Source organism: Muriicola soli (assembly GCF_004139715.1).
Lineage (GTDB): Bacteria > Bacteroidota > Bacteroidia > Flavobacteriales > Flavobacteriaceae > Muriicola > Muriicola soli.
This window is the reverse complement of the sequence record NZ_CP035544.1, coordinates 1,265,603-1,287,100: the sequence shown is the minus strand read 5'-3', so window position 1 is coordinate 1,287,100 and position 21,498 is coordinate 1,265,603. Positions and strand designations below refer to the sequence as shown.

General features: G+C 42.4%; 24 protein-coding genes. 16 read left to right on the top strand and 8 right to left on the bottom strand.

Going from position 1 to position 21,498, the window contains the following annotated elements:
* Positions 1-3 precede the first annotated feature (3 nt).
* Positions 4-1,734 (bottom strand): dihydroxy-acid dehydratase, encoded by a 1,731-nt coding sequence (gene ilvD, locus EQY75_RS05750; protein ID WP_246020031.1) that lies wholly within the window; start codon positions 1,732-1,734, stop codon positions 4-6.
* 193 nt (positions 1,735-1,927) lie between these two features.
* Between ilvD and EQY75_RS05745 the strand changes: the two genes are divergently transcribed.
* Both EQY75_RS05745 and EQY75_RS05740 read left to right on the top strand, forming a co-directional pair.
* Complete coding sequence (locus tag EQY75_RS05745) at positions 1,928-3,307, top strand: aldehyde dehydrogenase (RefSeq protein WP_129603658.1); 1,380 nt, start codon at positions 1,928-1,930, stop codon at positions 3,305-3,307.
* A gap of 5 nt (positions 3,308-3,312) precedes the next feature.
* Entirely contained in the window at positions 3,313-4,041 is a 729-nt protein-coding gene (locus EQY75_RS05740) for a nitroreductase family protein (protein ID WP_129603656.1), read from the top strand.
* On the opposite strand, the gene EQY75_RS05735 is transcribed toward EQY75_RS05740, so the two are convergent.
* Genes EQY75_RS05735 through EQY75_RS05720 form a run of 4 tightly spaced genes read right to left on the bottom strand, consistent with a single transcriptional unit; the run spans position 4,038 to position 7,540 of the window.
* A complete protein-coding gene (locus EQY75_RS05735) occupies positions 4,038-4,880 on the bottom strand; it encodes a 5-oxoprolinase subunit C family protein (protein ID WP_129603654.1) in 843 nt (280 codons plus the stop codon). The genes EQY75_RS05740 and EQY75_RS05735 overlap by 4 nt on opposite strands.
* Complete coding sequence (gene pxpB, locus EQY75_RS05730) at positions 4,873-5,610, bottom strand: 5-oxoprolinase subunit PxpB (protein ID WP_129603652.1); 738 nt, start codon at positions 5,608-5,610, stop codon at positions 4,873-4,875. Before pxpB ends, EQY75_RS05735 begins: the two co-directional genes overlap by 8 nt.
* Positions 5,607-6,350 (bottom strand): 5-oxoprolinase subunit PxpA, encoded by a 744-nt coding sequence (gene pxpA, locus EQY75_RS05725; RefSeq protein ID WP_129603650.1) that lies wholly within the window; start codon positions 6,348-6,350, stop codon positions 5,607-5,609. The genes pxpB and pxpA overlap by 4 nt, the downstream gene beginning before the upstream one ends.
* A gap of 2 nt (positions 6,351-6,352) precedes the next feature.
* Complete coding sequence (locus tag EQY75_RS05720) at positions 6,353-7,540, bottom strand: Nramp family divalent metal transporter (RefSeq protein ID WP_129603649.1); 1,188 nt, start codon at positions 7,538-7,540, stop codon at positions 6,353-6,355.
* 215 nt (positions 7,541-7,755) lie between these two features.
* Between EQY75_RS05720 and EQY75_RS14460 the strand changes: the two genes are divergently transcribed.
* The 4 genes from EQY75_RS14460 to EQY75_RS05705 all read left to right on the top strand — a co-directional run bounded on the left by EQY75_RS14460 (position 7,756) and on the right by EQY75_RS05705 (position 9,777).
* Positions 7,756-7,917, top strand: coding sequence for a hypothetical protein (locus tag EQY75_RS14460; RefSeq protein WP_342774061.1), 162 nt, complete (start codon positions 7,756-7,758; stop codon positions 7,915-7,917).
* Between the two features lie 20 nt (positions 7,918-7,937).
* Positions 7,938-8,198, top strand: a complete 261-nt coding sequence (locus EQY75_RS14455) for a hypothetical protein (protein ID WP_342774060.1) — start codon at positions 7,938-7,940, stop codon at positions 8,196-8,198.
* Between the two features lie 30 nt (positions 8,199-8,228).
* On the top strand, positions 8,229-8,519 hold the full coding sequence (locus EQY75_RS05710; protein ID WP_129603647.1) for a hypothetical protein: 291 nt from the start codon (positions 8,229-8,231) through the stop codon (positions 8,517-8,519).
* A gap of 145 nt (positions 8,520-8,664) precedes the next feature.
* Positions 8,665-9,777, top strand: coding sequence for a pyridoxal phosphate-dependent aminotransferase (locus EQY75_RS05705; protein WP_129603645.1), 1,113 nt, complete (start codon positions 8,665-8,667; stop codon positions 9,775-9,777).
* Between the two features lie 11 nt (positions 9,778-9,788).
* Here the strand turns inward: EQY75_RS05705 and EQY75_RS05700 are convergent, their stop codons facing one another.
* Both EQY75_RS05700 and EQY75_RS05695 read right to left on the bottom strand, forming a co-directional pair.
* Positions 9,789-12,344 carry an ABC transporter permease gene (locus EQY75_RS05700; protein ID WP_342774059.1) on the bottom strand — a complete coding sequence of 852 codons (2,556 nt, stop codon included), beginning with the start codon at positions 12,342-12,344 and terminating at the stop codon, positions 9,789-9,791.
* Positions 12,344-13,030, bottom strand: coding sequence for an ABC transporter ATP-binding protein (locus EQY75_RS05695; protein ID WP_129603644.1), 687 nt, complete (start codon positions 13,028-13,030; stop codon positions 12,344-12,346). Before EQY75_RS05695 ends, EQY75_RS05700 begins: the two co-directional genes overlap by 1 nt.
* 58 nt (positions 13,031-13,088) lie before the next feature.
* Between EQY75_RS05695 and EQY75_RS05690 the strand changes: the two genes are divergently transcribed.
* Positions 13,089-13,799: an arylesterase gene (locus EQY75_RS05690; RefSeq protein ID WP_246020029.1), complete on the top strand. Its 711-nt coding sequence runs from the start codon at positions 13,089-13,091 to the stop codon at positions 13,797-13,799.
* 63 nt (positions 13,800-13,862) lie between these two features.
* Here EQY75_RS05690 and EQY75_RS05685 read toward each other — a convergent pair whose 3' ends face one another.
* Entirely contained in the window at positions 13,863-14,924 is a 1,062-nt protein-coding gene (locus EQY75_RS05685; RefSeq protein ID WP_129603642.1) for a hypothetical protein, read from the bottom strand.
* Between the two features lie 103 nt (positions 14,925-15,027).
* Between EQY75_RS05685 and EQY75_RS05680 the strand changes: the two genes are divergently transcribed.
* From EQY75_RS05680 to EQY75_RS05645, 9 genes are all read left to right on the top strand, one after another.
* Positions 15,028-15,708: a hypothetical protein gene (locus tag EQY75_RS05680; protein ID WP_246020027.1), complete on the top strand. Its 681-nt coding sequence runs from the start codon at positions 15,028-15,030 to the stop codon at positions 15,706-15,708.
* A 478-nt stretch (positions 15,709-16,186) separates the two neighbouring features.
* The gene (locus EQY75_RS05675; RefSeq protein ID WP_129603640.1) at positions 16,187-17,848 is read left to right on the top strand and encodes a hypothetical protein; all 1,662 of its coding nucleotides are present in this window, start codon (positions 16,187-16,189) and stop codon (positions 17,846-17,848) included.
* A 152-nt stretch (positions 17,849-18,000) separates the two neighbouring features.
* The gene (locus tag EQY75_RS05670) at positions 18,001-18,345 is read left to right on the top strand and encodes a putative quinol monooxygenase (protein WP_129603638.1); all 345 of its coding nucleotides are present in this window, start codon (positions 18,001-18,003) and stop codon (positions 18,343-18,345) included.
* Between the two features lie 11 nt (positions 18,346-18,356).
* Entirely contained in the window at positions 18,357-19,085 is a 729-nt protein-coding gene (locus tag EQY75_RS05665) for a DUF6090 family protein (protein ID WP_129603636.1), read from the top strand.
* 24 nt (positions 19,086-19,109) lie between these two features.
* Positions 19,110-19,232, top strand: a complete 123-nt coding sequence (locus EQY75_RS14320) for a hypothetical protein (RefSeq protein ID WP_281278426.1) — start codon at positions 19,110-19,112, stop codon at positions 19,230-19,232.
* 5 nt (positions 19,233-19,237) lie between these two features.
* Positions 19,238-19,432, top strand: coding sequence for a hypothetical protein (locus tag EQY75_RS05660; protein WP_129603634.1), 195 nt, complete (start codon positions 19,238-19,240; stop codon positions 19,430-19,432).
* 115 nt (positions 19,433-19,547) lie between these two features.
* The gene (locus EQY75_RS05655; protein ID WP_129603632.1) at positions 19,548-20,069 is read left to right on the top strand and encodes a DinB family protein; all 522 of its coding nucleotides are present in this window, start codon (positions 19,548-19,550) and stop codon (positions 20,067-20,069) included.
* 60 nt (positions 20,070-20,129) lie between these two features.
* The gene (locus EQY75_RS05650; RefSeq protein WP_129603631.1) at positions 20,130-20,768 is read left to right on the top strand and encodes a DUF819 family protein; all 639 of its coding nucleotides are present in this window, start codon (positions 20,130-20,132) and stop codon (positions 20,766-20,768) included.
* Positions 20,756-21,262: a DUF819 family protein gene (locus EQY75_RS05645; RefSeq protein ID WP_129603630.1), complete on the top strand. Its 507-nt coding sequence runs from the start codon at positions 20,756-20,758 to the stop codon at positions 21,260-21,262. Before EQY75_RS05650 ends, EQY75_RS05645 begins: the two co-directional genes overlap by 13 nt.
* Positions 21,263-21,498 lie beyond the last annotated feature (236 nt).

The following is a 21,498-nucleotide window of genomic DNA, read 5'->3' as shown; positions in this document are numbered from 1 at the left end:
TATCTAGTCGAATTGGTCGGTTACACAGCCGGTAGAAGCAGAAGAAACAATTTTGGCATATTTATACAAACTTCCCTTCCTCACCTTCAATGGCGGTTGTTTCCAATTTTTCTTTCTGACTTGTAATTCCTCTTCCGATAGAGCTACGCTGATACTGTTTTTCACCGCATCAATCGTTATCATGTCTCCGTCTTCCAACAAACCTATCACTCCCCCTTCCTGCGCTTCGGGAGAAACGTGTCCTACAACAAAACCATGGGTCCCGCCTGAAAATCGCCCATCGGTTATCAAAGCTACATCCTTGCCCAGTCCTGCACCCATAATTGCGGCTGTAGGCTTAAGCATCTCCGGCATTCCGGGTCCGCCTTTTGGACCTTCATACCTGATCACTACAACGTCTCCTTTTTTTACCAGGCCCTTTCCAATTCCTTCATTGGCTTTAAATTCATCGTCGAAAACCTTAGCCGGACCAGTAAAATGATACCCTTCTTTCCCGGTAATCTTGGCCACTGCCCCTTCTGCGGCTAAATTGCCGTAAAGAATCCGTAAATGCCCGGTTTCTTTGATAGGGTCCTCTATACCATGTACTACCTTTTGACCTTTTTCCAGCGAAGGAACTTCATTTAAATTTTCGGCAATGGTTTTACCTGTTACTGTGAGGCAATCTCCGTGTAACATCCCCTGTTCTAACATGAATTTCATGACTGCCGGTATGCCGCCTACCCTGTGCACGTCCTCCATCAGGTATTTACCACTGGGTTTGAGATCGGCGAGAAAGGGTGTTGAATCACTGATCCTTTGAAAATCATCAAGGCTAAAGTCGATTTCTGCCGCTCTTGCGATCGCCAGGAAATGGAGAACAGCGTTCGTAGATCCACCAAGTACAGTAATCAATCTAACAGCATTTTCAAGTGATTTTTTAGTGATAATATCACTTGGTTTTATATCATTTTCTATAAGATGTCTCAAAGCCCTGCCGGAGTTAAGGCAGTCTTCTTCTTTTTCTGAGCCAACAGCAGGGTTGGAAGAACTATAAGGTATTGACATTCCTAAGGCCTCTATAGCCGATGCCATGGTATTGGCAGTGTACATCCCGCCGCAAGCACCTGCACCTGGGCAGGCATTTTGAATCACTTGCTTAAACTCCTCTTCCTTCATGGTTCCGGCCACTTTCTCGCCCCAGGCCTCAAAAGCACTTACAATATCCAGTTTCCTGTTGTTAAGGCAACCCGAAGCGATTGTGCCTCCATAAACCAGGATAGAAGGCCTGTTAAGCCTGATCATTGCCATAAGTGCCCCCGGCATATTTTTATCACAACCCACAACGGTTACGAGTCCGTCGTAATTCATGGCTTGTACAACGGTCTCCATCGAATCAGCAATAATATCCCTGGACGGAAGAGAATATCGCATCCCGTAGGTACCCATGGATATTCCATCACTCACCCCTATCGAATTAAATACCAGTCCAACAAGCCCCTTCTCATCTAATCCCTTTTTCACTTGTTGAGCAAGGTCATTGAGGTGCATATTGCAAGGGTTTCCTTCGTATCCGGTACTACCGATTCCTATCAATGGTTTCTTCAAATCCTCTTCTGACAGTCCGATAGCATGAAGCATCGCTTGTGCCCCGGGCTGCGTAGGGTCCTGAGTAACGTTTTTACTGTATTTGTTTAATTCTGCGGTAGTCTTTCCCAATGTGCCGGTTTTCTTAGTAAATTCAATAGGTTCCAAAGATACTTGTTTAAAAACCACCTCTGAATTTTCATTGAATAGTACGATAAATTCAATGTTAGGAGAAAAGAGCTAAAACACTGTTTATCAATATTTTAAAGCTCTTTCAATTATCATATTCACTATGCGTCAGACAAGGAGAAAAGAGCTTCCTTTCATATGAACCCCGCTGAAAATTTACCTATTTTTGGGCATGAAAAATTCAATTCCACAAAAAGTTGAAGCTCAGCAAAGGTATTTCAGCACGGGACAGACGAAGGACCTGCTATTTCGAAAAGACATCCTGAAAAAGTTGCGAAACGAGATCGAAAAGCAGGAAGATGCCATATGCGATGCCCTCTATTCCGATTTTAAAAAACCGAGCTTTGAAACATTGGTGGCAGAGACACAATTTGTCCTGGCAGAACTCAAAATGATGATTAAACATCTCGATCTATGGGCCAAACCGGAAAGAGTCCCTTCCGCCATACTCAACTTTCCTTCTTCTGATTGGATCTATAAGGAGCCTTACGGGAACATACTCATCATCTCCCCTTGGAATTATCCTTTTCAGTTGACTTTATTACCCTTGATTTCGGCAATAGCCGCCGGGAATACAGCAGTTCTAAAGCCATCTGAGCTCACTCCGCAAACCACTGCCATCATCTCTAAGCTGGTCAGTTCTGTATGCAGCCCTGAACATGTACTTGTCTGCGAAGGTGATGCTGAAGTCGCGAAAACGCTCTTACAGCAAAAATGGGATTATATCTTCTTTACCGGAAGTACCCGTGTAGGCAAGATCGTATATGAAAGTGCTGCGAGACAGCTCACTCCGGTCACGCTTGAACTTGGCGGTAAAAGCCCCTGTGTGGTAGACGAGACGGCAGTGCCGGCCCAGGCAGCCAGGCGAATCGTGTGGGGAAAATTCCTCAATGCGGGTCAGACTTGTATTGCCCCCGATTATATTCTTGTGCATCACAAACTAAAAGATCGATTGGTTGAAGAGCTGATTAAAAGTATCAAGGCCTTTTTTGGAGAACAACCGCAAGACTCAAAGGATTTGGCCCGAATTATCTCTAATGATCATTTTAACCGTCTATTAGGTTTGCTGGAAAACCAAAAAATCCTCCACGGCGGATCACACAATAAGACAGATCGATTTATACCTCCAACCCTTGTTGACGAGCCATCAATGGACAGCGAGATTATGCAAGAGGAAATCTTTGGTCCTTTACTCCCGATAATTTCCTATCGGGATGAAAGTGAATTGCAAACGTGGATCAATGCCCGGGGAAAACCGCTGGCTGCTTACATTTTTACTAAGCGAAAGTCGTTTCAAAAGAAGTTTATCAGGGAATTTAGTTTCGGAGGTGGTACAATCAATGATACCTTGTTGCAAATTTCCAATAAAAAACTACCTTTTGGCGGGGTTGGCCAAAGCGGTTTGGGATCCTATCACGGGAAACGTTCTTTCGACACTTTTTCGCATCAAAAGGCTATAGTAAAAAGAGCAACGTGGCTCGATTTACGTTTTAAGTACCCCCCGTACAACGTGCCACTGAACCTGATTAAAAAAATGAAGCATATATTTTAGTGAATATGGAAAAAACGGTAACCGAAGCCATTCAATATAGGAGGTCTGTGAGGGTTTATGATCAGGAGAAGGAAATAGACCCGGAAAAAGTTAAACAGTGTATTAAAAATGCGGTCCTCGCCCCTACCAGCAGTAATCTGCAGCTCTGGGAATTTTATCACATCACAAACACTGAGACCCTTAAAATACTTACCAAAGCATGCCTGGGTCAGAATGCAGCGAAAACTTCCAAACAATTGGTAGTCGTTGTTGCCAGACGGGATTTGTGGAGAAGAAGAGCTAAATCTAATAAAGAGTTCTTATTGAAGACCATGGGGAATAAACCCAAGGAAGAATACAGCAAAAGAGAAAAATTTGCGCTGGGGTACTACACCAAACTGATCCCCTCGATTTATGTTGAATTTTTAGGGATTGTAGGATGGATGAGATATCTCTTTTTCTGCCTGATCGGTCTTTTCAGACCCGTGTACCGGCAGGTACGGCGATCCGACTTAAGGATCGTGGCGCACAAGAGTGCAGGCCTGGCCGCTCAGAATTTTATGATCTCTATGGCCGCCATTGGCTACGATACCTGCCCCATGGAAGGATCTGATACTCTGAGGATCAAAAATATACTGAATTTACCTATGGGAGCTGAAATTTGCATGACGATAGGTTGCGGTATCAGGGATGAAAAGGGAATATACGGCCCCAGGTTTCGGGTGCCGTTTGAGGAGGTCTACAAGGCAGTTTAGGCCTCAAGTTTGAATTGAACTTTATCTCCATAAGCTCTTTGAGCAAGATAATTAATGGACTCTTCGGAGAGTTGTAAAATTCGTGGATACCCCCCTGTAGTTTGCCCGTCCCGCATCAGGATGATCAATTTACCACCAGGCGTCAATTGTACGGTGCCGGGTAAAGTGGCAGAAGTGAGCATGGCATTCTGATGTTCGCCAACCAATTCCTGCAATTGATACGCCATTCTGTTATTCTCCTTGGCTATGGTAAAAGGCTGATTGAATAAGAGTTCTTTTTGTTCATCATTCAACAGATCAAATTCAGGTGCCGGACTAGACCTTAGTGTCAGAATTCTTTCTATTTCTTCGGGAATTACATTTATTATTTTAGGTTCAAAACTCAAGGTTTCATCATAGGGAACTTCCATCCCGGCCAATAGGTGATCTTTTTCAGTAAGCGGCAGATAAAATGATCTACTGTTCAATACTTTTGCCGTTTTAAAACCTCCTTTTACTGCGATGTAAGCACGCAAACCGTCTACATGGCCCCCAAAAGTTAGTTGATCCCCGGCCACAACCCTGAAGGTGCTGTGGTTGTCTATATCCACCCCATTTAACTGGGGAGAGAAATGAGCGCCTGTAATGGCGACCCAGGTATCTTTTGTGAATTCTAAAATGGGCCCGGACATTGTAATCTCAAGTACTGCAGTATCTTCTTCATTCTCAAGCATGGCATTAGCCAGTTTTGCTGAAGCCTTGTCCATAGCACCAGATACGGGAACACCAAGATGTCGGAAACCATATCGGCCGTTATCCTGAATGGACGTGAAAAATCCGCTCTTTTTTACCTTAAGCACTATTTGATTCTTTAATTAATAGATCGAGTCCAACCTCGGCCTGAATGGTATGTAAATCGAACTGTGCACGGGTTATGGAATAAAAACTTACCGTATCTCCTACACTGATAAAACATGGATTTTCTTTTTCGGCATCAAAAATTGGGATAGGACAATTGCCTATGATATTCCAACCCCCGGGACAATCCTGAGGATAAATTCCGGTTTGTTTCCGGGCTAACCCAACTGATCCCTTTTTTACATGAAGCCGTGGGGTGGCCCTCCTGGGTGTTTCCAGATCTTTTGGGACACCGCCTAAATAGAGAAAGCCCGGTAAAAAGCCAATGCCATAAACCGTGTACGTAGCAGAAGTGTGTAAAGTGATGATCTGTTCTACAGTCTTGCCCGTTTGCTGACTCACTTCCTCCAGGTCTATTCCAAATTCGGCATCATAACATACCGGCAATTTCCACAATCGGAATTTTTGGTCTACTCTTTCCTTTCTCAAGGGATACAAATTGTAAAGGTGGGCCGATATCTTTTTAAAATCGATCTTACTTTTATTGTTGATCAGGGCAAGAGAATTGTAGGCAGCAACCAATTCCCAATGAGCCTCGTCATATCCATTGCTTCTGACAAAATCTTTAAAAGACAGGATGTCATCCAGAATATTCCGTTTAATCTCCTTTGGCCATTCTACCAAAACGGCGGAATCACCAAAAGGTTTAATATGGATGGCGTAAGAATTCATTTCTTTAAATGAATATTATGCTTAGGAAATTGTACGGAAAGATACGTTAATATTTCATATGCACTACTAGTATCCCCATGAATACAATAGGTATCTGCTTTGATAGGAACCAGATTACCGGAAACAGTTTTAACTGTGGATTTGGTAATCATTAAAAGTAAGTGTTCCAGGACGTTTTCAGGTGCAATAATCAATGCCTTTCCTGAAGTACGAGAGACCAGCGATAGGTCATCATTATAATTGCGATCACCAAATGCTTCGTATTTACAACGCCATCCCGACTTATCAGCTTCTTCTGCCAGCACGGAACCAAAAGGAAGAAAAAGTGCAAGACGCGTCTTATAAGGTTGGAGGATCTTTAGGTATTGTATTGCCAACTGACGATCTTTGGCAAGGTCATTATACAGTGCTCCATGTGCTTTGATGTGTGAAAGGGACCCCTTCTGTTCTAAAAGATTTTCTTCAACTAATTTAATCTGAGAAATAATACTGTTCTCAAAATCAACAGGACTCATCTCCATGCTTTTACGGCCAAAATTTGCTTTGTCCGGATACGAGGGGTGTGCCCCTACCCTTACCTGGTGCATATGTGCAAGTGCAATCACTTCGGCAATGATTTTTTTATCCCCGGCGTGACCTCCGCAGGCGAGGTTACAAGAAGAGATATAAGGAAAGAGTTTTGCTTCATTCCCAAGCCCTTCTCCTACATCGCAATTGATGTCTATTTCCCGGTTTTTCATCCTCAATTTATTACAGACCAGATACTTTTAACTCCCAGGGAAATAATCAGCAATAAGAAGATCAGTCCGAGGATATTCTGCCATCTTTTGTTTTTAAAGTTGCCCATCAGTGAAGACTTGTTTACGATCCACAACAGAAAAATACAAATTACAGGAAGCAACAGGCCATTTGCCACTTGCGCGAATTTAATGATTTCAATAGGCTTGAGATTAAACGACTGAAACAAAACCCCTGCCAATAAAACGGATGCCCAAACGGCCCGGAAGCGCCAGGAGTTCAGATTACTTTTCCATTTAAAGCAGTTCGCTGTTACATAGGCAGCAGCCAGTGGGGCAGTTATTGCGGAAGTAATACCAGCAGCGAATAATCCTACTCCCAAAAAGTACTTTGAGGAAGTCCCATAAAGGGGTTCCAGGCCCTTGGCCAGATCAAGGCCTGAGCTTACCTCCTTAAGTCCGCTTGCCGCTGCAGCAATTACAATCGCCATAGAAATTAATCCGCCCAGACCAATAGAAAGGATGGTATCCCATCTGATCGCCTTTAGGTCTTCCGTTGAATTCCACTTCTCACTTACCAGGGATGCGTGCAGGAACAAATTGTAAGGAACAACTGTTGTACCAATTAGTGCTACAACCGTGAGCAAGCTGCCGTCAGGAAGTGAGGGAACAAACAAGCCTTTTAGGACGGTCCATATTTCCGGTTTGGTCAGGATGGCCGCGAGAATAAATGAAATGCTCATTAGCATCACAAGGGCGATAAATATTTTTTCGAGGGACTTATAGGATCCTGCGAATAACAGAACAAAGGCACAACCACCAATCAACCAGGAATACCAATTCGAAGGTTCACCACCAAGAAGGGCTTCCAAGCCCAACACTGCTCCTCCGATATTTCCAGCTTCATAGGCCGCATTGCCGATAACAATCGCACTTAAAATGATCCCGAGGACCAATGCCCGTATCCATGGAATGCTCAACTCTTCTCTGATGCTTGCCGCCAAACCATGCTGGGTTATGACACCTACCCTGGCGGCCATTTCCTGGAATACAACGGTGGTGGTAATAGAAAGGAGCATCGCCCATAAGAGGGCAAAACCAAAGTCGACACCCGCCAGAGTACAGGCAGTAATGGTACCCGGGCCTACAAAAGCAGCTGCAATCAGGAAACCCGGACCAATTTTTTTAAACACAAAAGTTGATTTGGCAGGAAATGTACATTAAAGTTAAAACTTAACCCAATTTGAGAGCCTATCGATCTAAAAAAGATCAAATCAAATGTTAAAAAAAGTGTAGTTCGTCTAAAAAATGCAGTTCATCTAAAATCCAGCTGCCGTTCATCGATACTGCAAAATAAACCTTAATTCTTCAGGTTATAATAAACCCAAATCATTTTTGAACCACCTGCATGACCTGTTTAGAATGTAACAAAGAACTCAGTTATCTCGATCATAAAAGCTCCATGGAAATCTACGGTGTAGAACTATGTGGCAAACACAAAACCCGGATTGACAGACTGATAAAATCAAACGATACTCCCTGGCGGCTATCCAACTTTATTACGCCTTAAAAGGTGTCGGGGTTTACCCCATGCTGGAATGGTGGGATGGTAAAAAATCAGTAGATATCGCAATTTCAAGGGTGAAACTCAACATCCAGATTGATACTGAATATCAAATGCTCACGCATGAGCAGGCCATGAACAATCTCGAAGAAACCATGCACTCATTTAAAAATGGTTTTACCACAATTCGTATCCCTCATGTAGTGATCAAACACTATTTACAGGAAACCGTCGAGAGCATCCTGGGAATAATTGAGGGCCTTAAAGTCAATGTAAAAGTCATTTAAATATTCAGGGGCAAACTGAAACAAAAGACTATGCAGCAAGAAAGCAAGTATACCTTAAAATCGTACAATCTCAGCAAACTTATATTAGTTTTGTTGACCGTAGCCGCCCTGGCAGTTATGATCAATACCAACCCTGTGATTTCCCGTTTTCTCTTTGGTCTGCCTGTGGTATTATCCGGTTTACTCGGAATTGTAGGTGTCATCATTCTCTACAAAGGACGCAATGAGCCAATTGATGAAAAGAAAATTATCGCCTTTGTGGTGAACTCAGCAATGGTCTTGTTAATTATTGCCATTTTTATCTCCAATACGCTTTATTAAATACACCCGACATCCTCCCGGGTTGAATTTTCCCTTTTTAGTTTAGTCACTCAGTTAGAATCTGTTCCTGAGACAAGGTTACTTTTTTACATAGGTGTATCTCTGTGGTTAGAAAATTTGTATCTTCTTCTGCAAATTCGCGACAATGAAAAATCTAGATCGAAGACAGTGGTTAAAAACAATGGGGTTAACTTCTGGCTTTACGCTGATGGGCGGACTTAGTGTATCTGCTTTGGAGTCTTCCTTCCAGCCCAGACCATTGGCCCTTCCTATTCGTTTGAGTTCTAATGAGAATCCATTTGGCCCTTCAGAACAGGTTAGGTCTGTAATAAAAAACAGTTTTGATATCGCGTGCAGATATCCCTTCCAGTATTTAACTAAACTGGTTCAGGAAATTGCCGATAAGGAAGGTGTTTCAAAAGATTGTGTAGTGGTCACAGGAGGTTCAACAGAAGGACTTAAGGCAACCGGACTTTTATACGGATTACGAGGGGGTGAAGTGATCGCGGCAGATCCCACTTTTCAATCACTTCTGAGATACGCTGAGTATTTCGGAGCTTATGTTCACCGCGTTCCGCTGAATGAGAAAATGGAACACGACCTGGAAGCCATGGCCAAACGAATCACCAGCAAGACCAGGTTAATATTTCTTTGCAACCCCAATAATCCCACGGGAACATTGCTCGATAAAGATAACTTACGTGATTTCTGTCTCTCCAACGATGATAAGGCCGTAATTTTTAGCGATGAGGCCTATTACGACTTTATAATGGAGCCCGATTATCCCTCAATGGTTGAACTTGTAAAACAAGATCGGAATGTGATCGTATCCAAGACCTTTTCCAAGGTCTACGGGCTGGCGGGTATGCGAATCGGCTATCTAATTGCCAGACCTGATATCGCTGACCGATTGAAAAAGGCGGTGATGGCCAATACCAATGTACTGGCAATTGAAGCTGCACGAGAAGCGCTGCGGGATGATGATTTCTATAAATTCAGTTTACAGATGAACACAGAAGCTAAAGGCCATATTTATAAAACGCTTGACAGTCTCGGTCTGAGCTATATTCCCTCCCATACTAATTTTGTGTTCTTTAAAACTGGAGTCCCAATTGGAGAATTAATCCGGGATATGCAAAAGCACGATATTCTTATTGGCCGCCCTTTCCCTCCTTTAACAGAATGGGCTCGGATCAGTACCGGCACCATGGAAGAAGTAAAAGCTTTCGGAAGTGCCTTGCGAAAGGTAATGGCTTAATTTATTCAATCCTATCGACTTGCAGACCTAAGTACTTCAAGAGGGGGAGTGTTTAAAACGCTTCGACTATTGAGCAACCCAATGGCAATGACCAATAAAGTAAGGAGAGGCAAGAGGAGATAAAACGGTTCTCCGGAAGGAATAAACGGCTCTTCAAAAACAAACCGGGCGAGGAAAAAACTACCGATCAGAGACAACAGTATTCCTGTTAAACTTCCCAGAATTCCAAGAAATGCATATTCGTAAAAAGCGATCTTTAGCAGCTGAAAATTCTGTGCCCCCAAAGTTCTCAGTAGCACACTTTCTCTAATTCTTTGGTATTTACTAGTCCGAACAGCCCCTATCAAAACAATTATCCCTGTCAGGATACTCAGGAATGCCATAAAATTTATAACCAAGCCTATCTTTTCAAGGATACCTTCGAGCAAACTCAGTATCTGCCGAAGATCAATAATGGAAATATTGGGGTAAAGACTAACCAGGTTTTGCTGAAGCGAAGCGGATAGCAAGTTATCCGAAGTACGAGTAGTAACCACGTGGAATTTAGGAGCATCTTCCAGCACACCAGTCGGGAACAGGACAGAAAAATTGAGTTGAATCCGTCCCCAGTCAACCTCCCTTATACTTGCTATCTCTGTCTCAAGTAATACACCTTGCACGTTAAAAGTGACCCTATCCCCTACTTTAACCTTGGCGTCGTTCGCAAAGTTTTCTGCCACTGAAATGGGGATCACCTTATTAGTTCCGGCTTCACCTACCCAGCTTCCCTCCCTGATGGTTTCGGAAGCGATCAAAGTATCCCTGTAGGTCACCCTGAATTCATGATTCAATACCCATCTGCCTATGTTGGAAGTGGTATCATTTCTGATTTCATTAACCGGCCTGCCATTGATGTCTTCAACTCGCATGGTTACGATTGGAATATTGTTCAGAACCGGAACGCCTTCGCTGGTAATAGTGCTATTGACATCTTTCACCTGATCGCTTTGCACATCGAGCAAGATGATATTAGGGCTGTTCTCATTGTCACCGAGTGCCACTTTACTCAGTAGGATGTCTTTGGAAAAAAACAAGGTACTGATCAAAAAGGCACCCACCCCGGTAGACAAAAGGAGAATAGAAGTCTGATTTTGCGGCCTGAAGAGGTTGAGAAGGCTTTGACGCAAACAAAAACCAAGATGATCAGGAAAATATCGCTTAATTGTCCATGTCAGTGCTTTGGCCACACCGTAAAGCAGGGCGAAAGAGATTAAAAGGCTGAGAATAAAAAACAAGGCGTATCTCCAATTGTTGAGGATATTCAGGGCAAAAGCAATGAGACACATAAAAATGATTCCAAGAACCAGGAGTTGAGCTTTCCCGGTCTTGGCGTTCTCTCCTTCATGAATACGAAGGACGGATAAGGGTGAGACATACCAGGTTTTTAGTAAAGGGAGTAACGCAAAAGCGACAGACATTAATACCCCAAGAGTGAGCCCTAGGAAAATTGCGGGGAATGAAAGCGTTATGTCTACATCCACCGGCAAGTAGCCTTTTAAAAGCGTAGGTGCCGACATTTGCAACGCAACTCCAATTGCAGTTCCTAACAAACCTCCCAGTGCACCTAATCCTGCAACCTGGATTAGAAAGATTTTGAATGTTTGCCCCCTTGAAGCCCCCATGCATTTCAATACTGCAATGGAACGCAGCTTACCTCTGATATAAACGTGAATTGCACTGGCGATTCCAACACAGCCCAAAAGCAGAGCTATAAATGCAACAATATTCAGGAATTTTCCAAAATTATTATAACGCCTGCCCAGTCTTCTGCTTTCGTCCAGATGAGTATCCAGATCTGCACCCTCATCGTCAAGTCGGGGATCAATGGCTTCGTAAAGGGCTTCCAAATCCTGATTGGTATCAGCGAGAAAATAAAATTTATATTCCACCCTACTGCCTCGCTGGAGAAGTCCGGTTTCTTCAATTCTTTTATAGGGGATATAAACAGCCGGGGCCACACTGCTGCTCAACGCTGATCTTCCGGGTACTGAATTCAAAGCTCCTTCTATGGGCAGACTAATATTTCCGACTTTTATACTGTCTCCCGCTTTTAGACCATACTGCAGCATAACAGTAGCATCAACCAAAGCGGCACCGTTTTCCTGAAATGATTTTGCTGCCGACGGGGGGTTGGTTTCAAGTTTTCCATAGAAGGGAAATCCTCCTTCCACTCCCAGTACCTGAACCAATTTATTGGTGTTTCTCGATGGGAAAACTGCCATGGAGGCAAAATTGATCTCTCTGCTGTCTGCCCCGCCCAGGGAATCCATGATTTGTTCTACTATCTCGTTTGGTGGCTGATTACTATCGATGACATAATCTGCCCCCATAAGAGCTTTAGACTGATTGGAGATGCTATCTGTAAGGTTGTTGCCAAATGACTGAATGGCTACCAGGGCTGCTATTCCTATCACTATGGAAGACATAAAAAGAAACAACTTTCCCGCATTGGATCGCAGATCGCGCCATGCCATAATAAAAAGCCAGGATATTCCCGGACTCCTGAAAGGTTCTTTTTCGCCGTCCACTATACAACTATCTTTTCGTCTGTACTTATTTTACCGCCTCTGAGCCTAAGTATCCTCTGCGTCTTTCGCGCCAGGTCCATGTCGTGGGTGATGATTACTAAAGTAGTCCCGGCTTCCTTGTTGAGTTCAAAAAGCAGGTTCACGATTTTTCGTCCTGTATCTTCATCCAGCTCCCCTGTAGGCTCATCGGCAAAAAGGATGTCGGGCGTATTTGAAAAGGCTCTGGCAAGGGCTACCCGCTGTTGCTCACCTCCGGATAATTGAGAAGGAAAGTGATGCATACGCTCTGCAAGACCTACTTTTTTAAGTAATATTTTAGCTCTGCTCCGCGCATTCTTCACTCTCTGCAATTCCAGCGGAACAGCTACGTTTTCTAAAGCTGTAAGGGTTGGGAGTAATTGAAAATCCTGAAAAATAAAACCTACTTTCTGATTCCTCAACCGAGCTCTTTCATCTTCGTTGAGACTGTTTATCTCCACACCGCAAAGTTCAATACTTCCGGTATCGGGTTGGTCTAAACCGGCACATAAGCCCAACAGGGTTGTTTTCCCGCTCCCCGATGGTCCTACTATGGCAAAAGTCTCTCCTGAATTCAGGCTAAAAGAGATATCGTCAAGAACAGTGAGCGTTCCCGAACCACTTGAATAGGACTTTTTGAGTTGACTAACGTTTAATATCTTTGTCATTCTCCGGATTTTTCAGGTTTTTGGAATTGGCCGGGAAATTATAAAATTGTTTTCTATTATGATCCCCCCGAATATGCGAAGCCTGTTAAAGTTATGTTATCTCTTAGTTTTCACCTTCCTCCTTGCATGTGGAGAATCTGCAGAAAAGTCTACATCGAAGGAAAGGGGAACGGAAAAAATTTCTGCAGAATCAACAGATAAAGATTCCGTCAGCTCCAAAAAGACGATCGTATTTTTTGGAAATAGCCTTACGGCCGGGATGGGCCTTGAACCGGAACAGTCGTTTCCCTCAGTGATCTCCGGTAAGATAGACTCCCTTGATTTAGACTATTTTGTAATTAATGCAGGAATTAGTGGAGAGACCACTGCCAGCGGAGAAAGCAGGATAGGATGGCTGATGAGAGATCGAATAGATGTCTTTGTTTTAGAACTGGGAGCAAATGATGGTCTTAGGGGGATACCGCTATCTGAGACACGCGAAAACCTTCAGGCCATTATCGACACTGTGAAAGAAAATAATCCAGGAGTAAAAATCATTCTTGCGGGTATGCAGATCCCACCCAATATGGGTCCGGAATACACTGAGGAATTCAGACAAATATTCCCTGATCTGGCGGAGAAAAACCAGGCTTATCTCATTCCATTTTTACTGGAAGGCGTGGCCGGAATACCCCAACTTAACCAAGCTGATGGTATCCACCCCACTATAGAAGGACAGAAAATTGTTGCGGAAAACGTCTGGGATATACTAGAGCCTATATTAGATTAAAATATAAAATTTAAATGACTCTATTTAATTATGTTATATAAGTTTATATAAACTATTAAATTATCATTTTATACGTGCTTTTCGAATAATTTGCATGTCAAATTGATTGTCATTTTCCAGTACTTTAAAGAAGTCTTCGATAAAGTTGCGTGCAATCATAAACTCCTTTTCGTTATCAAACTGAGGTTTGATACCTTCGATTACTTCAAATATTTCAGACTTCTTATCGAGGTATTGCTTTCTCACTTGCTGAAAAACAGCTTCATCCCTTTTAAAACCGCGATAAAGTCGGTCTTTTACGCTTTCAATGCTGAGGACTTCCCCCTGCACCTGCGAAACAACCGCGTAACTGGCGTCAACTAGACCGGACATATCAAAGTCATAAGGCAAAGGAATAGTTCGGAAATCTGAAGTGAATACGAGTTTTTGATTATGCTGGTAAGCCGTAGAATAATCCGTATTACCGATCAAAAACTGAAAGAAGTCATTCTGGGCAGAAGCGATATCATCTTGTTCCATGGGATGGACTATACGCTTCATTTTTTTGGCGTTTTCCCGTTTGGCGACCTTGTCAATATCTTCAATCAGGAATCCCTTCACTGTGTGAACCTTATCCTTTTTCCCTTTGAGTTCGGTATATTCAATGGAGACCATTCTCGTTTTAAAGTGAAAAGGAGATATCACTTCATAAATTTTATACGCCATGTACTCCTTTACAATATTGTCGAGCGATTTGGTCGATTGCACACAGGGCATCACTAACTTTAGCTCTTTATTTCCTTTAAAAATAGTTTCCTTGGCCAGCGATTTTTTGATCTTAACCTTCAGGGGAGGGAAATAACAATGGGCCCTCCGGTAATTTCCTCTCGCACGGATCCTGACATCTATAGAATCCCATTGACCCTTATCCTTAAAAAGAAGTTTAGAGAACAAATAAGTACTGTCATTTGTCTCTTTCTTCATCTCCTTATTGGAAAATCTGAGTTTGATTGGCAGGATCTCTTGCTCGCGGAATAGCTTAGTAGTCTTTTTTTTCTCTTCTGTGGAATCTGCAGACTGTGAATAAAGGAATGGATTCCCCAGCAGACCTAATGCAAGGAATAGAAGTATTGTTTGGTTTTTCACAACTTTGTGGTTAGCTTTAGCATTATAAATTACTAAATTTCCAACAATTAAACTATACCTTTCATCAATAAATGTAAGAACACTTATAGCCCTGTTAATTTCGGTGCTTACGGTCTTTCTGTGTTTTACATTTAACATCAGATTCCACCTCGATCTCACTTTGCTGAGTATAGCTATTGTTTTCCCCCTGGTTTTTACCATAAGGGGATCGTTCAGGAGAAGGGAAAAAGCCCTGGAACATTTAAGTCAGTTCCGGGCAGCCCTCAAAACCATGTATTATTTCGCCAACTCTTCAAACAACTTATCGGAAGAAGAAAAGACTGAAATTTCTAATATCCTCATTGAGATTAGTGACCAGTCTATGGAACACCTTAAAAACAATAAAGAGTCTACGGAGGCATTGGATAACATTACAGACAAGGTTCAGGCTTTTGTCTTGAGTAAATCGGATGTGATGTCCGGGCGTTTAAAGGACAGGATTTTCAGGTTCATGAATGACCTGCACGAATCGCTGGAAAACTTACATGCCATCAATACACATAGAACGCCCATAAGCCTGAAGGCCTACTGCCTTGTGTTTATCTATATTTTCCCGTTAGTCTATGCCCCTACCATCATTAGAGATCTCGCAACCGAAAATACGCCCTCAGTAACTTATTTTGTTGTGATTTTAACCGAATTTATCCTGATTTCCCTCTACAACATTCAGGATCAACTGGAGTATCCCTTTGATGATTACGGTCTGGATGATATTAAGTTGGACGGATTCAAAATGAATCGTTGACCCGCTCATCACATATAAAACACAAATTGTAGGAATACGCTAGCTCAACACTGCAGTTCATCGATATAATTGTCTTACAACGAGATTATTGTCCCGTTTAAAGGATAGAATTTACCGTTTAAAGGAAAAAGCCTTTCTTGGGGCCAATTCCAAATCTGATGAACAAACGCACTACTATTTCTTATTTTGTTTATGGTTTTTTTGCTTTCTGCTTTGTCTGGGCTTTTTATATCCTGATGATCAAGCTCTAAGGTTCAATTTTCCTTGATTACTAGTCTGCATTACTGAAACCTCCTTCCTGTTTACATTGTAATTCGGCTTTCAAACGGCCTTTTTTGATATTCGATAAGCTTTTGTAAGAATATTCTTTCGTTTATAACTTCCTGATAACAAAATCATTAGTCTTATAACAATTTTTCTGCTTTGTTATAGTTTTACTAGTGGATTAATCTCACATTGAAAGTAGGTTGTACCCGATATGAGTATCAGATACGTTTTAATTGCTTTATTTTTTTTGAGCACGGGTTTTACAAAGACCGCAAGGGCTTCTGATGCCTACGTGGTCAAAGAAGATCCTATTGAAGTGAGCAAGAAAATTATTACCGATGATCCTCTGCCCTGGACAGCAGAGGAACACCAGAAAATTTTAGAAAAGCTAGGTCCTGTCGGGATGCTTGGCCAGATGGACAAGAACTACTTATTATTACAGTCGCCCTGGCTTGGTACTGAATACCTGCAAGGGGCATTCGACGAGGGAGTTAACAGCATTCCTGTTGAACAACTCCTGGATCTTCTTAACCTCGCTGCAAATTCTCCTCAGCAAACCAGCAGAAAGTTAGCGGAAATTAGTATTAAGCAAGCACTTCGCGAATACGATAAGGCATTCCAGATAGCCGCGTCCTTAAAAGGAAGTAGTACAGTAGCTTATGATGACGCTATTGATTTCCTTCAAAGCAGATTTGGCTATCTCAAGGTAAAAACCGCAAAGAATTTGCTGGATGAAAGTGCTCTGGCAGACAATGCCGTTCTCGACAAAAAAACAGGTAAGAAAATATCCGATCGATTCAAGAATATCCGAAAGAAATACACGGATGAAATCCCTCTTACCAATGCCCTTAATGAAGTAAAGGCTTTTTATACCCTTTTGGAGGATGTCGTAGGCGGATTGGCAAAGGTTGAACCCTATACGAAATTTACGCAGACCATTACCGAACTCAACGAAGTACAGCTCAGAGAAAGGAAACACTGGCGATCAGCTCTGGAGATTACCTATCCGGATAAAGGCACGGTCTGGACCATTCCCGATGAAGTATCTATCCAATGGACTACCGAAAACCTTCCCCCGGAAAAAACCATCAAATTCTACTTGCTCCGTGACAATACAGTAATTGAGGAATTGGGCATTTTTAAAAACACTGCTGTGGCATCGGGCATTAAACTCAACAAGACCCTGCCCAGGGGCACTAATTACCGTATTATGGGCATTGAGCTTTTCCCTGCCGATAAATTCCACACAGCCAAATTCGCTACGCCTTACTTTACTATTGATAAAAGAGACCCCAATACACCACCGCCTCCTGTTGAGGAAATCCTTGTGGTTGAAGAAAAACCTGGTCCTGAGATCGAGGAAGAAGTGATGGTAACCGAAGAGGTTGTAGTCGCTGCAGCCCCTCCGGTTAAACAACAACCTGAAGTTGAAGTTGAGCCCGTAGAAGCAATAACAGAGACTTCTATACCCGATCCTGTGGTGAGGGAAGAGATAGCCGTGGAAGAGAAAGTGGAAAAAAGGACAGACTTTGGCGGCCGATCCATTACCTATGTCAAGGAATTGGAAGTCAATAACAAAATAGTAAAGATCAACCTTTGGGATCACGGCCGGAAAGATGGGGACATTGTCTCTATTTACCTTAACGGTTATCCCATAGTTTCTGAATACCTTCTCACCTACCAAAAGAAAGGGTTTGAGCTTAAACTCGACCCTTCAAAGCCCAACGACCTTTTTCTCTACGCACATAATTTAGGGCAGTTTCCACCCAATACAGTCTCTATTGAAATCATAGATGGAGATGCTTCCGAAAACATTATTCTCAATTCTGATTTATCCAGATGTGAAGCTGTGTTAATCAATGTAAAGCAATGAGTTAAGTTATTTAACTTAATTTATTAGTTTAATTTCATATCCTCGCTTATAATTCCGTTTACACCCCCTTTATTTTTATCATTTTCTCTTTCTTAGACAGGTCGCAGATTATGCGTATCTTTTCACCACACCTAACCAAAACCTCAAAAATTATGTCGAATATTCAGGTTACCGCAAAATTTAAAATTCACCCCGGAAAAGAAGACGCTTTTAAAGAGTTGGCACGGGCCTGTATTGCTTGTGTCAAAGAGAAAGACACCGGAACACTTCAATACGATTGGTTTTTTAGCAAAGATGGCAGGGAATGCAGGGTGAGGGAGACGTATACAGATTCTGATGCCGTACTTACCCACGTAGCCAATTTAGGGCCTCTATTCGGTCAATTTCTGGAATTATCAGAGTTCTCCCCGGAAATATACGGAGATGCCTCTGATGCGCTCGTAGGGGCTGTGGAAGCTTTTAAGCCGGAAGTATACGATTTCTATAACGGGCTATAATTCCTCAATTGATGAATAAATTCTTACGAAGGTTACGTCAGAATTCACTTCTAAAAGGCAAATCTGTAAAGTATTTAAAATATGCCATAAGTGAAATCGTACTTGTCGTAATAGGTATTTTGATCGCACTGCAGATCAATACCTGGAATGAGGAAAGAAAGAACCACGAGAGGGAGATAAAACTGCTGACCGAGTTAAGAACTAATCTTCAAATCAATATAAATAATCTGGAAAATGATATTGAACGTCAGATCAAAAGTGCGGGTATTATAAATGATTTATTAGAGCACTTGGATAACAAGAGGCCTTACCATGATTCCCTGCCCTATTTTTTTAATGAGGCCGATTATGCTCCGGACGTGGTCTTGAGTGCATCAGCTTTCGAAACCCTTAAATCAACAGGTCTTGAACTCATTCAAACGGATAGTTTACGCAGTTCGATTATTAATTTATTTGAAGTGGACTATCCAAGCCTGATACAGGAAACAAAGCGATTAGAAGATCAGGTCTGGCCGGCCGTAGTTGTGCCCATGTATCAGAAACACTTCAGAAGGGATAAATTAGATAAAGTCTACGTAAATGATTACAACGCTTTACTGGATGATCAGGAATTTACGAATATGATGAGTTTCAGGGGAAACCTCCGAAGGAGCTCTACTTTGCGCAAACAAAAAGCCGTCTTAAAGACTAAAAATGTGCTAAATTTAATAGATAAGGAATTGAAGCATGATTCAATCTGATTGCAAATTTCCGAAATACCTGGGATGAACGGATTCGATATTGTGATGGTCATTGCCATCATCCTCTTTGCGAGGTTGGGCGTCCGCCTGGTCTCCCGTTATATCAGCATGAGAAAAAACAAAGACGAAACAAACAAAAGAAAGTAAATACTATGGGAATATTTTGGGATTTAATGCAACAGGACGAACTGGATGCACAAAAGCAAAAAGCAGAGAGTATTGAAGATCGGGTAACCAATCTGGAACTGGAACTGGAAAAGACCCGTACGATTCTAAAAAAGACCTTGCAAGCCCTGGAAAGCCATCTTCAGAAAGATATTGACGGGGACGGCAAAACCGGCGTCTAGGATATAATTATAAGAGAGCTTCCTATTAGTTTGATTTCTTCTAAAACTTAACAATTTGTATGTGAAGTACTTGGCTATTATTCCTTACATTGTATAATCCTTAAAATGATATGTCATGAAAAATATTTTACTCCTGATTTTTTGTTTATCCACAATTACAATTTCAGCACAAGATAAAACCCTGGAAAGTCTGGTGGCCGACTTTGAACGAAGTAAGGCGATGTCATTGGAATACATCGAGGCCATGCCCGAAGACAAATTCGATTTTAAACCCACAGAAAGCGTGCGTTCTTTTGCCGCGCAGATGCTCCATGGGGCACAGGGAACTATTGGTCTCGCTGCCAATGGGACAGGAGAAGCTCCCATCTACGGGGATATCAACATAGAACAACAAGAAGCTTTCCATACCAAATCAGAAGTGATGAGGATTGTAGGAGAAAGTTTTGACTTTGCCATAAGCGGCATCCAAAACATGGATCCGACTAAGTTGGATGAAGTTGTAGTTAGGGGCCCGTATAATGTAACCCGCCTCGGATGGATCCAAAAGGCAAATGAGCACGTAGGTCACCACAGAGGACAATGCGCTATATATCTGCGATTACAAGGGATTACACCTCCTGCTTATAAACTCTTCTGAGGATTTCACCACTTAATAGGAGTTAACTTTCAGACTGGTATATTTTGATATCTTTAGGGCATGAGTCTGCTCTACAATCCCGTTTACGTTTTGGGTGTTTTGTGTTTGCTGGTCATCGCTGCCACCTACGCAGCTAAAACCAGGTTCGGGAAGAAGTTAGGTACAGCACTTATCGTCATAGTTTTTACTGCAGTTTTGGCTAACTTGGGGCTTATCCCAAGTGCCTCCAATTCTATTCCCCTTTACGATGCGATCTTTACATACCTTGCCCCTATTTCCATCTTCTATCTACTGTTAGGAGTAAATCTTACATCAATTAAAAAAGCCGGGGCACCCATGATCGTCCTTTTTCTGCTTGGATCCCTGACAACCACTGTTGGTATTCTGGCCGCATGGTTCCTGCTTCAACCACAGGGTATTCTGGGAGCGGACGGTATTACTATAGCCGGGATGCTCACTGGCACATATACCGGGGGAAGTATAAATTTTAATGCCATCGCCCTGGAGTACAATTTCCAGGAAAAAGGAATACTCTATGCCGGAACCATTGCCGTAGACAATGTGATCACCACCCTTTGGATCATAGTAACCCTTTCCATACCTGTGGCCTTAAGGGGTATATGGAAAGATAAAAAGTTGCTGTGTCAAAATCGACGCTGGAGACTGTTGAAAAGAACAAAATTTCAATGCATTCTCTGACGTGGCTCGTTTTCCTCGGAATTGCCGCCTATTTTTTCTCCGAAGGGCTTTCCAATGTATTCCCAAAGATCCCTTCTATTCTCACTATCACCACGATAGGAATTCTTTTGGCACAACTTCCCTTTGTCAATAAATTACACGGTGCTCATACCCTGGGACTATATCTCGTCTTTTTATTTCTTGCAGTTATTGGGGCGTATTGCGAGATCAGCTCAGTTATGGAATTACAGCAAATCGGGATCACTCTCCTTCTATTTGCCTCTGTGGCGGTGCTTATACACGGTGCACTATTAATCATTTTAGGGGGGCTTCTTTACCGGGATTGGGATATGATCGCTATCGTGAGTCAGGCAAATATCGGAGGGGGAACCACTGCCATTGCCCTGGCTGAAACCTTTGAAAGAAATGAACTCATACTTCCGGCCATACTAGTTGGCACCTTGGGTAACGCTCTGGGCACCTACCTGGGCTTCCTGGTAGTGTATGTTCTGTAATCATCAAAGAATTATAATCTATTTGTACGCCTCCTTATTTTTTACCCTGATGCCATGTAAAATAACTACGTCAGGAATAAATAACGCTAAAACTGCGTTATAAGAAGGAAATCAATCAATACCCAAGACAACTTTGTATTTAATTCTGGTGACAAATAAATTTATTCTCGGACTCCGACTAGGGTTAATTCTCTTTGCCTGCTGTCTGTTTTTGAATGAATCACAAGCCCAGGAAG

Bases quoted from the DNA above. Each gene is read 5' to 3' on its own strand.
- pxpB (WP_129603652.1), bottom strand. From the start codon at position 5,610: ATGAATTCTTACGCCATCCATATTAAACCTTTTGGTGATTCCGCCGTT.
- EQY75_RS05675 (WP_129603640.1), top strand. From the start codon at position 16,187: ATGAGTATCAGATACGTTTTAATTGCTTTATTTTTTTTGAGCACGGGT.
- EQY75_RS14320 (WP_281278426.1), top strand. From the start codon at position 19,110: ATGAACGGATTCGATATTGTGATGGTCATTGCCATCATCCTCTTTGCG.
- EQY75_RS14455 (WP_342774060.1), top strand. From the start codon at position 7,938: ATGCTGGAATGGTGGGATGGTAAAAAATCAGTAGATATCGCAATTTCA.
- EQY75_RS05645 (WP_129603630.1), top strand. From the start codon at position 20,756: ATGCATTCTCTGACGTGGCTCGTTTTCCTCGGAATTGCCGCCTATTTT.
- EQY75_RS05740 (WP_129603656.1), top strand. From the start codon at position 3,313: ATGGAAAAAACGGTAACCGAAGCCATTCAATATAGGAGGTCTGTGAGG.
- EQY75_RS05690 (WP_246020029.1), top strand. From the start codon at position 13,089: ATGATCCCCCCGAATATGCGAAGCCTGTTAAAGTTATGTTATCTCTTA.
- EQY75_RS05710 (WP_129603647.1), top strand. From the start codon at position 8,229: ATGCAGCAAGAAAGCAAGTATACCTTAAAATCGTACAATCTCAGCAAA.
- EQY75_RS05670 (WP_129603638.1), top strand. From the start codon at position 18,001: ATGTCGAATATTCAGGTTACCGCAAAATTTAAAATTCACCCCGGAAAA.
- EQY75_RS05660 (WP_129603634.1), top strand. From the start codon at position 19,238: ATGGGAATATTTTGGGATTTAATGCAACAGGACGAACTGGATGCACAA.
- EQY75_RS05650 (WP_129603631.1), top strand. From the start codon at position 20,130: ATGAGTCTGCTCTACAATCCCGTTTACGTTTTGGGTGTTTTGTGTTTG.
- EQY75_RS14460 (WP_342774061.1), top strand. From the start codon at position 7,756: ATGACCTGTTTAGAATGTAACAAAGAACTCAGTTATCTCGATCATAAA.
- pxpA (WP_129603650.1), bottom strand. From the start codon at position 6,350: ATGAAAAACCGGGAAATAGACATCAATTGCGATGTAGGAGAAGGGCTT.
- EQY75_RS05695 (WP_129603644.1), bottom strand. From the start codon at position 13,030: ATGACAAAGATATTAAACGTTAGTCAACTCAAAAAGTCCTATTCAAGT.
- EQY75_RS05655 (WP_129603632.1), top strand. From the start codon at position 19,548: ATGAAAAATATTTTACTCCTGATTTTTTGTTTATCCACAATTACAATT.
- EQY75_RS05745 (WP_129603658.1), top strand. From the start codon at position 1,928: ATGAAAAATTCAATTCCACAAAAAGTTGAAGCTCAGCAAAGGTATTTC.
- EQY75_RS05665 (WP_129603636.1), top strand. From the start codon at position 18,357: ATGAATAAATTCTTACGAAGGTTACGTCAGAATTCACTTCTAAAAGGC.
- EQY75_RS05705 (WP_129603645.1), top strand. From the start codon at position 8,665: ATGAAAAATCTAGATCGAAGACAGTGGTTAAAAACAATGGGGTTAACT.